This is a genomic window from Nocardioides sp. OK12, from assembly GCF_024341885.1.
Taxonomy (GTDB): Bacteria; Actinomycetota; Actinomycetes; order Propionibacteriales; family Nocardioidaceae; genus Nocardioides; species Nocardioides marinisabuli.
This window is the reverse complement of record NZ_BNET01000003.1, coordinates 481,348-494,841: the sequence shown is the minus strand read 5'-3', so window position 1 is coordinate 494,841 and position 13,494 is coordinate 481,348. Positions and strand designations below refer to the sequence as shown.

14 protein-coding genes are annotated in these 13,494 nt (G+C 73.6%); 6 read left to right on the top strand and 8 right to left on the bottom strand.

What is annotated here, in order from left to right:
* The first annotated feature begins 15 nt into the window (after nucleotides 1-15).
* Entirely contained in the window at nucleotides 16-558 is a 543-nt protein-coding gene (gene pyrE, locus OCU29_RS09820) for an orotate phosphoribosyltransferase (RefSeq protein WP_261819758.1), read from the top strand.
* Nucleotides 555-1,520: a DUF368 domain-containing protein gene (locus tag OCU29_RS09815; RefSeq protein WP_261819757.1), complete on the top strand. Its 966-nt coding sequence runs from the start codon at nucleotides 555-557 to the stop codon at nucleotides 1,518-1,520. The genes pyrE and OCU29_RS09815 overlap by 4 nt, the downstream gene beginning before the upstream one ends.
* 80 nt (nucleotides 1,521-1,600) lie before the next feature.
* Here the strand turns inward: OCU29_RS09815 and OCU29_RS09810 are convergent, their stop codons facing one another.
* Nucleotides 1,601-2,257, bottom strand: a complete 657-nt coding sequence (locus OCU29_RS09810; RefSeq protein ID WP_261819756.1) for a DedA family protein — start codon at nucleotides 2,255-2,257, stop codon at nucleotides 1,601-1,603.
* Between the two features lie 112 nt (nucleotides 2,258-2,369).
* On the opposite strand from OCU29_RS09810, the gene OCU29_RS09805 reads away from it, so the two are divergent.
* On the top strand, nucleotides 2,370-3,017 hold the full coding sequence (locus OCU29_RS09805) for a TrmH family RNA methyltransferase (protein WP_179617208.1): 648 nt from the start codon (nucleotides 2,370-2,372) through the stop codon (nucleotides 3,015-3,017).
* 66 nt (nucleotides 3,018-3,083) lie between these two features.
* Here the strand turns inward: OCU29_RS09805 and OCU29_RS09800 are convergent, their stop codons facing one another.
* The 4 genes from OCU29_RS09800 to OCU29_RS09785 all read right to left on the bottom strand — a co-directional run bounded on the left by OCU29_RS09800 (nucleotide 3,084) and on the right by OCU29_RS09785 (nucleotide 7,423).
* Nucleotides 3,084-5,255, bottom strand: coding sequence for a M14 family metallopeptidase (locus OCU29_RS09800; protein WP_261819755.1), 2,172 nt, complete (start codon nucleotides 5,253-5,255; stop codon nucleotides 3,084-3,086).
* A 174-nt stretch (nucleotides 5,256-5,429) separates the two neighbouring features.
* Nucleotides 5,430-5,933: a SigE family RNA polymerase sigma factor gene (locus OCU29_RS09795; protein WP_261819754.1), complete on the bottom strand. Its 504-nt coding sequence runs from the start codon at nucleotides 5,931-5,933 to the stop codon at nucleotides 5,430-5,432.
* Entirely contained in the window at nucleotides 5,930-6,847 is a 918-nt protein-coding gene (locus OCU29_RS09790) for a hypothetical protein (RefSeq protein ID WP_261819753.1), read from the bottom strand. The genes OCU29_RS09795 and OCU29_RS09790 overlap by 4 nt, the downstream gene beginning before the upstream one ends.
* A gap of 72 nt (nucleotides 6,848-6,919) precedes the next feature.
* Entirely contained in the window at nucleotides 6,920-7,423 is a 504-nt protein-coding gene (locus OCU29_RS09785) for a DUF2867 domain-containing protein (RefSeq protein ID WP_261819752.1), read from the bottom strand.
* Between the two features lie 76 nt (nucleotides 7,424-7,499).
* Here OCU29_RS09785 and fbaA point away from each other — a divergent pair, with 76 nt between their 5' ends.
* Nucleotides 7,500-8,531 carry a class II fructose-bisphosphate aldolase gene (gene fbaA / locus OCU29_RS09780; RefSeq protein ID WP_261819751.1) on the top strand — a complete coding sequence of 344 codons (1,032 nt, stop codon included), beginning with the start codon at nucleotides 7,500-7,502 and terminating at the stop codon, nucleotides 8,529-8,531.
* A gap of 39 nt (nucleotides 8,532-8,570) precedes the next feature.
* Here fbaA and OCU29_RS09775 read toward each other — a convergent pair whose 3' ends face one another.
* Entirely contained in the window at nucleotides 8,571-8,930 is a 360-nt protein-coding gene (locus OCU29_RS09775; RefSeq protein ID WP_261819750.1) for a hypothetical protein, read from the bottom strand.
* Nucleotides 8,931-9,004: 74 nt separating this feature from the next.
* On the opposite strand from OCU29_RS09775, the gene OCU29_RS09770 reads away from it, so the two are divergent.
* On the top strand, nucleotides 9,005-9,427 hold the full coding sequence (locus OCU29_RS09770; RefSeq protein WP_261819749.1) for a DUF3151 domain-containing protein: 423 nt from the start codon (nucleotides 9,005-9,007) through the stop codon (nucleotides 9,425-9,427).
* A 56-nt stretch (nucleotides 9,428-9,483) separates the two neighbouring features.
* On the opposite strand, the gene lysS is transcribed toward OCU29_RS09770, so the two are convergent.
* Nucleotides 9,484-11,232, bottom strand: coding sequence for a lysine--tRNA ligase (gene lysS, locus OCU29_RS09765; protein ID WP_261819748.1), 1,749 nt, complete (start codon nucleotides 11,230-11,232; stop codon nucleotides 9,484-9,486).
* Between the two features lie 265 nt (nucleotides 11,233-11,497).
* Here lysS and OCU29_RS09760 point away from each other — a divergent pair, with 265 nt between their 5' ends.
* Nucleotides 11,498-12,490, top strand: a complete 993-nt coding sequence (locus OCU29_RS09760; RefSeq protein WP_261819747.1) for a helix-turn-helix transcriptional regulator — start codon at nucleotides 11,498-11,500, stop codon at nucleotides 12,488-12,490.
* 12 nt (nucleotides 12,491-12,502) lie between these two features.
* Here OCU29_RS09760 and OCU29_RS09755 read toward each other — a convergent pair whose 3' ends face one another.
* Entirely contained in the window at nucleotides 12,503-13,429 is a 927-nt protein-coding gene (locus OCU29_RS09755) for a diacylglycerol kinase family protein (protein ID WP_261819746.1), read from the bottom strand.
* Between the last annotated feature and the right edge of the window lie 65 nt (nucleotides 13,430-13,494).

Here is a 13,494-nt window from a genome sequence, read left to right as displayed (position 1 = left end):
GGTTGAATGTCTCGCGTGAGCGAGACGACTGCTGCCCCCGACGCCGCCCTGGCCGCCGACATCGACGCGCTGTGCCGCCTGACCGGCAGCTTCACGCTGCGCTCGGGGCAGGTGGCCTCGGAGTACTTCGACAAGTACCTCTTCGAGTCCGACCCGGCGCTGCTGCTGCGCGTGGCGCGCCAGATGGTCGGGCTGCTGCCGGATGACACCGAGCTGCTGGGCGGTCTCGAGCTCGGCGGTGTCCCGATCGCGACGATGGTCTCGAGCCTGACCGGGCGCCCGGCGCTGTTCGTGCGCAAGAAGGCCAAGGAGTACGGCACCTGCAAGCTCGCCGAGGGCCCCGACGTCGAGGGCCGCCGGGTCACGCTGGTGGAGGACGTCATCACCACCGGTGGCGCCGTGCGCGACGCGACGAACGCGCTGCGCGCCGCGGGAGCGGTCGTCGAGGTCGTCGTCTGCGCCATCGACCGCAGCCCCGAGGGCGAGAACCCGCTGGCCGACGTCGGCCTCGAGGTCCGCCCGGTGCTCACCAAGGCCCAGCTGGACGCCGTCTCGTGACCGAGGCCCGCACCCTGGCGACCAACCGCCCCCGCCACGCGCTGCCGCTCGACCTGGTGCGCGGCTTCCTGATCGGCTGCGCCGAGCTGGTGCCCGGCGTCTCGGGCGGCACCGTCGCGCTGGTCACCGGCGTCTACGAGCAGCTCATCGACTCCGCCCACCACGTCGTCTCCGCCGTACGACGCCTGGTCACCGGCCCCGACCGGCTCGCGTCGGCGCGCGCCGAGCTCAGGCGCACCGACTGGTTCCTGATCGTGCCCGTGCTGGTGGGCATGGCCGCGGCGCTGCTGACGATCGCGGGCGTGATGGGCGCCTTCGTGACCGACCACCCCGAGCTGTCGCGGGGGCTCTTCCTGGGGATGGTCGCGGTCTCGATCGTGGTGCCGCTGCGGATGCTGCCGGCCGGGCACCGCCCCGCCTGGGTCGACGCCCTGCTGGTGGCGCTGGTCGCGGTCGCCACGTTCTGGACGGTCGGCCTCGCGGGCGGCGGGGCCGAGGTCGACCCGTCGCTGGTGGTCGTCTTCGGGGCGGCCGCGATCGCGATCTGCGCGCTGGTGGTGCCGGGGGTGTCGGGGTCGTTCTTCCTGCTCACCGTCGGGCTCTACACCACCACGCTGGAGGCCGTCGACAGCCGCGACCTGGTCTACGTGGGGGTCTTCGCCCTCGGTGCCGTCGTCGGGCTGGCGTCGTTCGTGCAGCTGCTCAACTACCTGCTCGACCACCGCCGGCGCACCACGCTGCTGGTGATGGTCGGGCTGATGCTCGGCTCGCTGCGGGCGCTGTGGCCGTGGCAGTCGGTGCCGGAGGCGTCCTCCGACGGCGAGGCCCACGGGCCCGGCGCGCTGCTGGCGCCGTACGCCCCGTTGGCCGGCCCCGTGCTGCTGGCGCTGCTGGGCGCCGCGGTGGTGCTGGTGCTGGTGGTCGTCGAGGCGCGCGCGACCCGCGACACCGCCCGAGGCTGACGGTTCGTGCCGGCTCGAGGCGAAGTTCGCGCCGGGTCGGCGTGAGATCTGCGCCGGGTCGGCGTGAGATTTGCGCCGGGTCAGCGGGTGGTGCGCGACTCCCGGCGCCACTCGAGCACGAGCGGCACCGCGAAGACCGCGAGGATCAGCAGGATGGCGAAGTCGAGGTTGTCGCCGAGCCAGGGGATGCCGCCCAGGAAGTAGCCCAGCAGGGTGATCCCCACGACCCAGAGCACCGCGCCGACGAAGCTCCACAGCCAGAAGGTGCGCCTCGGCATCCCGGTCGCACCGGCCACGACGGTGACGAAGGTGCGCACGAACGCCACGAACCGGCCCAGCACCAGCGCGGTCGAGCCGTGCCGGTCGAAGAAGTCGTGGGTCTGGTCGAAGTGCTTGCGCTTGATGATGCGCCCGTCGCGGGCGTAGAGCGGTGGACCGATGCGTCGCCCGATCTCGTAGCCCGCGACGTTGCCGGCGAAGGCGGCCGCGATCAGCAGCACGATGGCGATGGCGAGCTCGGTGACCACGCCGCCGGGGAACAGGTCGATCTGGCCGGTGGCGATGAAGAGCCCGAGGCTGAAGAGCAGGGTGTCGCCGGGCAGGAACGGGAACAGCAGCCCGCACTCGACGAACACGACAGCGAGGGCAATCCAGAAGAGCGTCTGCCCGAAGTGGCCCAGCCACCACTCCAGCTGGAGCCACTCGATGCCGAACAGGAACGGCTCGATACCCAGCACGGACGTGAGCCTATCGGTCGACGCCGACTAGCCTGCGGACGTGTCCGCGCAGAGTCCCCCTCCCGTCGGCCCCGACCTGCCCGAGGAGGCCCGCCGGGCGCCGTACGACCCGATGCCGCACGGCCCGGCCGAGGTCGGGGTGGGCCCCTGGGAGGGTCCCTGGCCCACCGGGGAGCAGTGGGACGCCGAGCTGCTCGCCGGCGGTGACCGGCGCAACGTCGTCGACCGCTACCGCTACTGGAGCCTCGAGGCGATCCGGGCCGACCTCGACACCCGCCGCCACGACTTCCACGTCGCCATCGAGAACTGGCAGCACGACTTCAACATCGGCACGGTCGTGCGCAGCGCCAACGCCTTCCTGGCCGCCGAGGTGCACATCGTGGGCAACCGTCGCTGGAACCGGCGCGGGGCGATGGTCACCGACCGCTACCAGCACCTGCGCCACCACGAGGACGTGCCGGCGCTGCGCGACTACCTGCACGCGCTGCCCGGCGGCCCGGTCGAGCTGCACGGCATCGACAACCTGCCGGGCTCGCGCCCGCTGGAGGCCGGGCCGGTGCCGCGACGGGTGTGCTTCCTGCTGGGCCAGGAGGGGCCGGGGCTCTCCGAGGGGGCCCGCGAGGCCTGCGACGCGACCTTCTCGATCGCCCAGTTCGGCTCGACGCGCTCGATCAACGCCTCGGCCGCCGCGGCGATCGCGATGCACGCGTGGGTGCGCGACCACGCCGACCTCGGCGACGAGCGGGCCTGGCGCGGCTGAGCCGGCCCCCGCGGTGCGCGGGAGCCGGCTCAGGGCTGGTGCTGGGTGCTGCTGGGCGTCGCTGGATCAGCGGCAGGCGCGCTTGAGGTTGAAGCGCTTGACCTGGCCACGGTCGATGAAGACCTTCTTCGACGCCAGGGTCTTGCCGCCCACCTCGCAGCTGAGCGTGTACTTCTCGCGTGCGCCGTCGGTGAAGGTCGACCGGCTGGCGTACTGCCCCACCTCGAGCGTGTACGACGGGCTGACGGAGGCGTAGTTGACGACCCGCAGCACGTAGGTGCCCTTCGCCGCGTCGAAGACCTGCACCTCCTCCTTCTCACCGGGGGCGTTGCCCGAGGTGCCGACCTCGACGAGCTCGCCGGAGGCGTCCTTGCGGTAGACCTCGAGGTCGAAGTCGTCGGGGGTGGACCAGTCGAGGTTGATGCGCAGCACGTCGGAGTCCTCGGTGGCGACGTACTCGTGGTCGACGGTGCCGACCACGGGCTCGGTGGCGCCGCCCTCGATGGTCTCGCCGGCGAACGGCTCGTCGTCCAGCTTCTCGATGGGCCGCGACTGCAGGAGCGGGCGGGTCGAGGGGTTGACCACCCACGAGAAGCGCCCCTTCTTGCCCACGGTGATCGTCGAGTCGAGGAAGTCCTCGAAGGAGGACTCCCAGGTCGGGGACTCGAAGTCCTTGCGCAGGCGCAGCGTCGCGCCCTTGGGGGCCTTGCCCTTGATCACGCCGTGCTGGCTGGTGTCGATGGTGTGCTGCAGCGCCAGCAGGTACGCCGCCCGGTTGCCGCGGCCCTCGTGCTCGCCGGCGCCGAGGTACTCGTCGACGACGTGGGGGAACGGCGGGTGGAACTCGTCGGGGCCGATCTCGAAGGTGTAGCCGAAGCCGCCGGTGGCGTTGTAGGACCAGTCCTCGGTGGTGCCGGTGGTGTCGTAGAGCTGCCAGCTGTTCTGGTTGAGGTAGCCGTTCTGCGCGGCCATCTTGGCGCCGAGCGCCTTGAGGCCCTTCTCGTCGGGCGCGTTGCCGACGGGGTTGCCGTCGGGGCCGATGGTGGTCGGCGCGACGCCGTTGGGGCGCAGGATCAGGTTGGAGAAGGTGTGGTTGGAGATCATCATCGTGACCTGGCGCTCGCGCACCAGCGTCTGGATGTTCTGGGTCTCGGGCTCGGAGAACGCCGAGGCGCCGCGGTAGGTCGGGTCGAGGAAGCCGGTGTCGACCTCGGCGGGGTTCGGGAACGTGCCCGCGGCGCCGGGGCCGCCCCAGAAGCCGCCGTAGTTGCGGTTGAGGTCGACGCCCAGGCCGAACCCGCCGGGGCTGGCCAGGGTGGCGCGGCACGAGCCGTCGGGGATGTCCTGGCCGTCGACGACGCGGCAGTTCTTGCGCTTGTAGGCCTGGCCGGGGGTGGCCAGAATGGTGGTGGAGCCGCCCAGCGGGTCCGCGCCGGTGTCGTTGAGCGCGCGCAGGTCGACGTACTCGCCGTCGGTGCGCGAGAGGTCGAAGCCGTCGGGGTTGACGACGGGGACGACCAGCACCCGGGCCTTCTTGAGCATCCGGGTGATCTGCTTGTCCTTGCCGAAGCTCTGCGCCAGGTCGGTGGCGAACTCCATCGCCAGCTCGCCCGAGGGCCACTCGCGGGCGTGGTGCAGGCCCATCAGCAGGAAGGTGGGCTTGCCCGAGGCGGGCTTGTCGACGTCGGCGCCGATCTCGATGGCGTGCACGGTGTTGCCGTCGAGGGTCGGGTTGGCCAGGTCGAACATCCGCACGTGGCCCGGGAAGTCGGCGGCCAGGGCGGTCATGTCGGCGACGTAGTCGGCCAGCACGCGGTAGCTGTCGCGGCCCGAGGGGAGCGGGGAGACGTCGACGGAGGCGGCGTACGCCTCGTTGATCTCGGCGATCTCGACGCCGCGCTCGACCAGGTTCTCGATCCGCACGTCGTAGGTGAAGCCGGCGGCGCGCAGCGCGGCCCGCTCGGCGGCCGTGTGCAGGACGACCTCGACGTAGTCGTGGCCGGCGTGCTCGGTCAGGTCGAGGCCGAGCTTCTGCAGCCGGGTGCGGTCGGCGCGGTCGGGGGTGTCGACGGTGACCAGCTGGGGTGCGAAGACGCTGGGGGCGCCGGGGGTGGCGGCGCTGCTGCCCACCGTGGCGGCCATCGGCGCGGTCACGGCGAGCGCGGCCAGGGTCGCCAGGCCGGCGACGCGGCGGCGCGCCCGGTGGCGGTGGGGGACGGGGCGGGGTCGGCGGGTCATCGTCGATCTCCAAGCGGGGTCGGGGCGAGCGGATGTGCCCCTTACAACGCCGCTTTGCCCCGTGGGTCACGCCGGCCCCCGACCCGCCCCGCCGACCCGGCGCCACTTCCTCGCCGAGTCGGCGCCACTTCCGGAACTGGCGCCGGCTCGCGGGGGAACTGGCGCCGGCTCGCGTCAGGTGGGCGGGGTCAGGGTGCGCTGCAGGGCGGCCAGGCCGCGCGAGGAGTGGCTCTTCACGGTGCCCTCCGAGATGCCCAGCTCGCTGGCGGTCTCGGCGACCGAGAGCCCCAGCCAGTGCCGCAGCACGACCACCTTGCGCTGCTGCGCCGGCAGGGCCTGCACGGCGGCGAACAGCTCGCTGCGCTCCTCCAGGCCCGGTACGTCGCCCGCGGCAGGGTCGGCGACCCCGCTCAGCGTCTCGCCGGCCTGCGAGGAGGGCACCTCGCGGCGCCAGGGGCGCCGCCGCTCGTCGACGTCGGCGCGCACGATGATGCGGCGCGCGTAGGCCTCCTCGCGCCCGTCGCGGTGCAGCCGCGGCCAGGCGACGTACAGCTTGACCAGCGAGGTCTGCACGAGGTCCTCGGCGCGGTGCCAGTCGCCGCAGCAGGCGTAGGCCACCCGGCGCAGGTGGGTGCGCCGGGCGGCCACGAAGTCGCTGAACTCGCTGTCGCGCGTCACCGCATGCCCGTGCCGCCCTGGTCGGCGTAGCGCTCGGTGGCCAGCTCGAGGAAGCTGTCGATGTCGTCGCCGGTCTCCTCGGAGAGCGGGGTGGCGACGTAGTCGCGCTCGCCCTCGAGCTCGCGGGCCAGCACGAACCAGGTCAGCCCGTCGCGCTCGACCTGGGCCACCGCGGTGCGGGCCGAGGCGGGCGCGAACGGCGCCGGCAGGTCGGGGTCGGGGCGCTGCTCGAGGATCGTGGCGCCCTCGCCGGCCTCGAGGCTCTCGCCGCCCCCGAAGCGCACCAGGTCGCGACCGATCGCCTCCACGGTGTCGACCGCGTAGGCCTCGAGCCACTCCTCGAAGCTCCAGGCCGGCACCGTCGAGCTCTCCTGCGCGAAGCGGGGCCGCTCGCCGTCGGTCCACAGCAGGTAGCGCCAGGAGCGCCTGCCGTCGGTCTCGGCCAGCGCCAGCGCGGTCGAGGAGAAGGCCGGTTCGAGGCCCAGCGGGTCCTCGGCCACCTCGGTGACCTCCAGCCCCTCACGCACCACGACCTCGCCGTCGACGTAGCCGGCGAGCTGTCCCTGGCCCCACGAGTCGGGCACGTCGTCGGAGTACGTCGGCGGCTCGGGCTCGGCGCTCGGCTCCTCGCCGGGCTCCTCGCTGGGCTGGTCATCGGGTTGGGCCGGCTCCGAGGCGCTCGTGCCGCCCGCCACCAGGTCGTCACCGCCGCCGGGGGTGCCGGTCTGCGCCACCACGGCGCCCACGCCGACGACGCCGAGCACGGCCAGCGCGCCGCCCCAGGTCGCGGCCCGGCGCCGGCGCAGCGCCCCGCGCCCGGCGGCGACGACCTCGTCGACCGGCCCGGCGGGGGGCCCGTCGCCGAAGGAGTCGTCGATGCGGCGGGAGAGGTCGCGCTCGTTGTCCTGGTCCATGCCCTGTCTACGGATCTCGTGGTCGATCGGTTGTCATGCGTCGCGACGGATCTTCGCCCAGACCGGCCCCGATCAGGGGGCGGCGCGCTCGAGGTCGCGCACGACCCGTCGGTGCACCAGCTCCATCAGCGCCTCGCGGGCCGGCACGTCGGTGAGCAGGTAGGCGCGCCCCAGCACCCCCGAGGGCGTGAACGTCACGGTCTGCGCCACCCGGCAGCAGCGCGGCCCCTCGGGGGTGACCTCGGTGGTCAGGCGCACCGTGCCGGGCGCGCGGACCTGCGCCTCGAGCACCAGCCGGTGGTGGTCCGCGGGCCCCTCGGCCACCGGTCCCGACTCCACGACCTCCCAGAAGCCGGCCGTGTCGCCGGCGCGCAGCACCGGCCGGTCGGGCACGGGCCAGCGGCGCCCACGCCCCAGCGCGAGCCGGTCGACCGCACCGCGGAGGACGAACGGCGCGGCGTCGACGTACCACTGCGGTCCGGCGCGGGCCGAGGCCACCAGCCGCCAGGCGTGCGCGGCGTCGAGGCTCAGGCGGCTCGCGCGGGTGGCGCTGGTCAGCGACGTGCGACGCTCCATCCTCCGCAGCGTACGCCGCGCGCGGGCTCCACTAGGGTGGCCTCGCCCACCCACGACCGTGACCCAGGAGCCCGCAGTGCCGATCGCAACGCCCGAGAAGTACGCCGAGATGCTCGATGCCGCCAAGGCCGGCGGCTACGCCTTCCCCGCCATCAACGTGTCGTCGTCGCAGACCCTCAACGCCGCGCTCAAGGGCTTCGCCGACGCCGGCTCCGACGGCATCATCCAGGTCTCCACCGGCGGCGCGGAGTACCTCTCGGGCCCCAGCGTCAAGGACATGGTCACCGGCTCGGTCGCCTTCGCGGCGTACGCCGCCGAGGTCGCGAAGAACTACCCGGTCAACATCGCGCTGCACACCGACCACTGCCCGCAGGACAAGCTCGACGGGTTCGTGCGCCCGCTGCTGGAGATCTCGCGCGAGCGGGTCCAGCGCGGCGAGGCGCCGCTCTTCCAGTCGCACATGTGGGACGGCTCCGCGGTGCCGCTCGAGGAGAACCTCTCCATCGCCGCCGAGCTGCTCGAGCGGTGCATCGAGGCCAAGATCATCCTCGAGATCGAGGTCGGCGTGGTCGGCGGCGAGGAGGACGGCGTCGAGAACGCGATCAACGACAAGCTCTACTCCACCCGCGAGGACGCCATCGCCACCGCCAGGGCGCTGGGCCACGGCGAGCGCGGCTACTACATGACCGCCCTGACCTTCGGCAACGTGCACGGCGTCTACAAGCCCGGCAACGTCAAGCTGCGCCCGAGCGTCCTCAAGGACGCCCAGGAGGCCGTGGTCGGCGAGTTCGGCCTCGAGCCCGGCTCCAAGCCCTTCCACCTGGTCTTCCACGGCGGCTCCGGCTCCAGCGCCGAGGAGATCGCCGAGGCCGTCGACTACGGCGTGGTGAAGATGAACGTCGACACCGACACCCAGTACGCCTTCACCCGCCCCGTCGCCGAGCACATGCTGCGCAACTACGACGGCGTGCTCAAGGTCGACGGCGAGGTCGGCAACAAGAAGCAGTACGACCCGCGCGCGTGGGGCAAGGCCGCCGAGGCCGGGATGGCGGCCCGGGTCGTCGAGGCCTGCGAGAACCTGCGCTCCGCGGGCCGCGCCCTGGCCTGAGGCCCCGACGGGGCGGCGTGCGGCCCACGCCGCCCCCGGTCAGGTCGTGGCGCCGTCCTGGAGCACCATGACGGCGAACAGCGCCGCGGACGACGACAGCGAGACCAGGACCAGCCCCCACAGCCGGGAGCGTCGCCACCCGGCGAGGGTGGCGACCGACACGGCGAGGAAGCCGACCGCGCCGACGACGGTGCCGGCGGCGCGCACCGCCGGGTCGGCGTCGCTGAGCAGCCCTGCCAGCAGGCACAGCGCGGCGACGAACAGGGCCGCGTAGGTGGCGAGCCCGCGGGCGACGTCATCGCCGACGTGCGCGAGGAGACCGGTCGTGGTGGTGCCCTCGGCCCCGCTGGCCGGGGGCCGGTCGGACGGCAGGTCGTGGTCGCGCTGCTCGGCGGGCATGGCGGCAGCCTTCCCCCGGTGGCGCCGTCGACACCAGGGCCGGGTGGCCGGACCCCGGGTGGCACCATGGCGGCATGAACATCGGACAGGACCTGATGGCCGGACCGCCCCCGACCCACCTCCCCGCGGATCCCGCGCAGGCGCTGCTCGCCTCGGGCACCGACCGCCACGACGTGGCCCGCACCCACCCCGCCTCGCCCTTCGCCTGGGCCGCGCTGGCCGGGGCGGCGGCGGAGGCGCAGGAGGACGCGATCACCGTCTACGCCTACGCCCGCGTGGGCTACCACCGCAGCCTCGACATGCTGCGCCGCAACGGCTGGAAGGGCCACGGGCCGGTCCCGTGGGAGCACGAGCCCAACCGCGGCTTCCTGATGTGCCTGGCGCTGCTCGCGCTCGCCGCTCGCAGCATCGGCGAGGACGACGAGTGGGAGCGCTGCCGCGACTTCCTGCGCGACTCCAGCCCGACGGCGTACGACGAGCTGGTCAAGGACGCCTAGCACCTCCCCGCAACGCCGAGCCGGCTCGTTCGAACGAGCCGGCTCGGCGTTCGTCGTCAGGGGGTGAGCAGGCTGCGCACCTTCTCGGCGCCCAGCGCCAGGAACAGCGTCGGCAGGCGCGGGCCGCGCTCGGCGTCGACCAGCAGCTCGTAGAGCAGCCGGAAGAACGCCTTCTGGTCGGCCTTCACCTCGTCGGTGGGGGCGTCGTCGAGCCCCAGGCCGCGCGCGAGCTTGGGCACGCCGTAGATCAGCGCGGTGGTCTCGTCGAGCTCGAGCCGGTCGGGCATCCGGTCGAGCAGCTGGCGCAGCCACAGCTCCTCGTCCTCGTCGAGCGCGGCGAGGCGGGCGGTGTCGGGCTCCGAGCGCACCGTGGTGCGCTCGGTCTCCGGCACGTACTCCGACATCCAGGTCATCGCGCGGCTCAGCCGCGGCTCGAGGTCGGCGACCGAGTCGTGTTCGTGGCCGACGTCGCCGACGATGCGGCTGACCAGCTCGGCGCTGCCGGCGGTCACGTCGGCCACCGAGGAGAGCAGCCGGAAGGGCACCACGACCGGCGGCGTGGGCAGCGTGCCCGCGGCCGCCGTCGACGAGGCCCGCTCGTAGGCCAGCACCTGGGCGTCGCGCTTGGCCGGGTCGGCGGCCTTGCGGGTCAGGGAGTCCCACTCGTCGTAGAGGCGCACCACCTCGGGGCCGAAGTCGACGTTGAAGGCCTGCTTGGGCTGGCGGCGCACGTAGAGCCAGCGCAGCACCGGCGCCTCGAGGATCTTCAGCGCGTCGGCCGCGGTCGGCACCCCGCCGCGCGAGGACGACATCTTCACCTGGCCGCCGGCACCCACGAACGAGTAGCCGACGAAGGACGGCGCGCGGGCGCCGTACACGGCCTTCACGACCTCCTTGCCCACGGTGTACGATGACCCGGGACTGGCGTGGTCGACGCCGCCCGGCTCGAAGTCGACGCCCTCGACCGACCAGCGCATCGGCCAGTCGACCTTCCAGACCAGCTTGCCCTCGTGGTCGGTGCGCAGGTTGGTGACGCCCTCGAAGCCGCACGAGGTGCAGGTGTAGGCGAGGTCGGCGCTCTCGTCGTCGTACGCCGTCGCGGTGGTGGTGTCGCGGCCGCACTCGCGGCAGTAGGGCTTGTAGGGGAAGCGGGCGAGGTCGCCGGACCCGTTGCCGTCGCCGGCGCCGGTCGCCTCGTCGTCCTCGAGCACGGAGTCGGCCAGGGCCGCGGCCTCCTGCTCGGACTCCGCGACCGGGGCGGCCTTGGTGCGGTAGCGGCCCAGGATCGTCTCGATGCGGTCGCGGTGGGCCACGGCCTGCAGCACCTGCTCGACGTAGTTGCCGCGGCGGTAGGCCTCGGTCTGCGAGACCTCCTCCATCTCCACGCCCATCGCGCGCAGGGAGGCCACCAGCGGCTCCTTGAAGTGCTCGGCCCACGACGCGTGGCACTCCCACGGGTCGGGCACGGCCGAGAGCGGGCGCCCGATGTGGTCGGCCCACGAGGGGTCGACGCCGGCGGGGACCTTGCGGAAGCGGTCGTAGTCGTCCCAGCTGTGCAGGTGGCGCACGGGCAGCCCGCGGCGGCGGATCTCCTCGGCGACGAAGTGGACCGTCAGGAACTCGCGCAGGTTGCCCAGGTGCACCGGGCCCGACGGGCTGGCGCCCGAGGCGCAGGTGATGGTGCGGCCCTCGGCGCGCACCGCGTCCTCGCCGCCGGCGTGCCGGATCGCGTCGTCGGCTGCCCGGGTGACCCAGTCGGTGGGGTCGGGCCGGTCGGTACCGCGTGCGTCGCCGCCTCGTGCCATGGGGTGGGGAGCTCCTGCGTCGTGGGGTGCTGTGGCCGCGCAAACGCTACCGGAGCGCCGAGGGGGTGCAGGACGCCGGAGCCGTCCCCTGTGGCAGCTCCGGCGCCCTCCTGCGGTGGTCGGAGCAACGTCATCCCCCGATGTCGCGAGACTCCAGACCCCGGCCGAGGACGGCGGGGCACCGCGGCACCCATCTTTGCCTGACCGGACCGTGCCAGTCGCGGCGTACCTGTCGCTGGCAGCAAGTTGCCACTACAGTGGAGCGATGGTCCGCTCGAGCTACCCCTCGGTGATCAGCGCGCTCGGCTTCTCCCGCAACGCCGACCGCGCCTACCACCGGGTGCTGCCGCAGTCCGGGCGCGAGCTGGTCTCGGTGGCGGCCTCGCTGCTGCAGACGCCCGAGGAGCTGCTGCGCGACCTGGCGCCGCTGCGCGAGCGCGGCATCGTCACCGTCGAGGACTCGCGGCTCTTCGTCAGCTCGCCGGCCGAGGTGATCGGCCAGATGGTGACCTCGGCGGCCGAGTCGGCCGCCGCCTCGCACGCCCGGCTCAACGCCGTGGCCGACGCGATCCCCTACCTCAGCGGCAGCAGCGCCCGGCCCGGCCCGGTCGACATCCTCGACGTGGAGCCGATCGACGGCGAGGTCACCTCGGGCGGGCAGCCCGTGGAGCTGCTGACGGCGCTGATCCGGGAGAGCCGGGGCGACCTGCTGTGGCTGCGCCCCGACCAGTTCCGCAAGCCCCGCGAGGACGCGATGGCCCACGTCGTGGGGGAGGCCATCCGCACCGGGCGCCAGTCGCGGGCGATCTACCCGGTCCGGGCGGTCAGCGAGGTGCCCGACACGCTGCGGCTGCGCGCCGAGGTGGGCGAGCAGATCCGGCTGCTGCCCGACCTGCCGACCCGGATGTTCATCATCGGCACCACCCACGTGATCCTGCCCGAGCCGCTGGGCTTCATGGACGAGCCGCGGACGCTGGTGCGCCAGCCGGGCTGGGTCGAGGCGATGATCCTGTGGTTCGAGTCGATGTGGGACCGCGCCGTGCCGCTCGACCTCGACGGTGCCCGCGACAACGGCCCCGACATGCGTGATTTCCTGCTCGAGCAGCTGGCCTCGGGCGCCCAGGACGAGCAGATCGCGCGGCGGCTGGGGGTCAGCCTGCGCACCGTGCGCCGCCGGGTCGCCGAGCTCCTCGCCGAGTTGGGCGCCGACTCGAGGTTCCAGGCTGGCGTCGAGGCGGCCAGGCGGGGCTGGCTCTGAGCCCCTGACGGCTCAGGAGGAGCGGCGCCGGGGCAGCACCATCGTGTACGCCGCCGGCTCCAGGCGCCAGGTGCGTCGCCGCTCGGGGCCGTAGATCTCCCCGTCGGCCGCGCACCAGAACTCCTCGCCCGAGACCGAGACCTCGGTGCCGCGCAGCGAGATCACGTCGTCGCGCTCGGGGTGGCGCCCGCGCACCAGCCCGGCGACGTACCCGAAGCGGGCCACGGGGCCGACGGCGCGCGAGATCATCACGTCGAGGCGACGGTCCTCGGTGTCGGCGTCGGGCACCAGCTCGGTGCCGCCGCCCACGCTGGAGCCGTTGCCGACCGCCACCATCAGCACCGGCTGGTCGAAGCCGATCACGCTGCGCCCGTCGACCTCGACGTGCAGGCGCACGTAGGGCGGCCGGAACGCCGCGAGCGCGGCGCCGACCGGGTAGCCGAGCTTGCCGAGGTTGACCCCCTTGACGCCGACCGAGCCCAGGCGCTCCTTCCAGCGCGCGCCGCGCCGGCTGGCCTGCGCCCCGGCGCCGACGTGGACGCTGTTGACCACGACCTCGCCCACCTCGTCGACGACGAGGTCGACCGGGCGCGGCTCGCCCGAGAGCACCAGGCGTGCGGCCTCCTCGATGTCGAGGGGGATGTCGTTGCCGCGGGCGAAGTCGTTGCCGGTGCCCAGCGGGAGCAGCGCGAGCGTGCGCTCCGCGAGCTCGTTGCGCCGGTGCAGCGCCGAGACGACCGCGTGCAGGCTGCCGTCGCCGCCCGCGACGACGATGCGTCGCGAGCCCGCCCGGTGCAGGACGCCGTTGAGCTCGCCGGGGTTCGACGTGCCGGCCACCTCGACGGAGGTGCGGGCGCGCAGGACCGCCAGGCCCCGCTCGAGCGTCTCCTCGTCGGCGGTGCCCGCGTCGCTGTTCTTGATGACGAGCAGGGGTTCCATCGCCGGTGACCCTATCCGCCCGTCCCGACGACCGGCGGCGAAAGGGGAGGCCGGCGCCCGTTTTG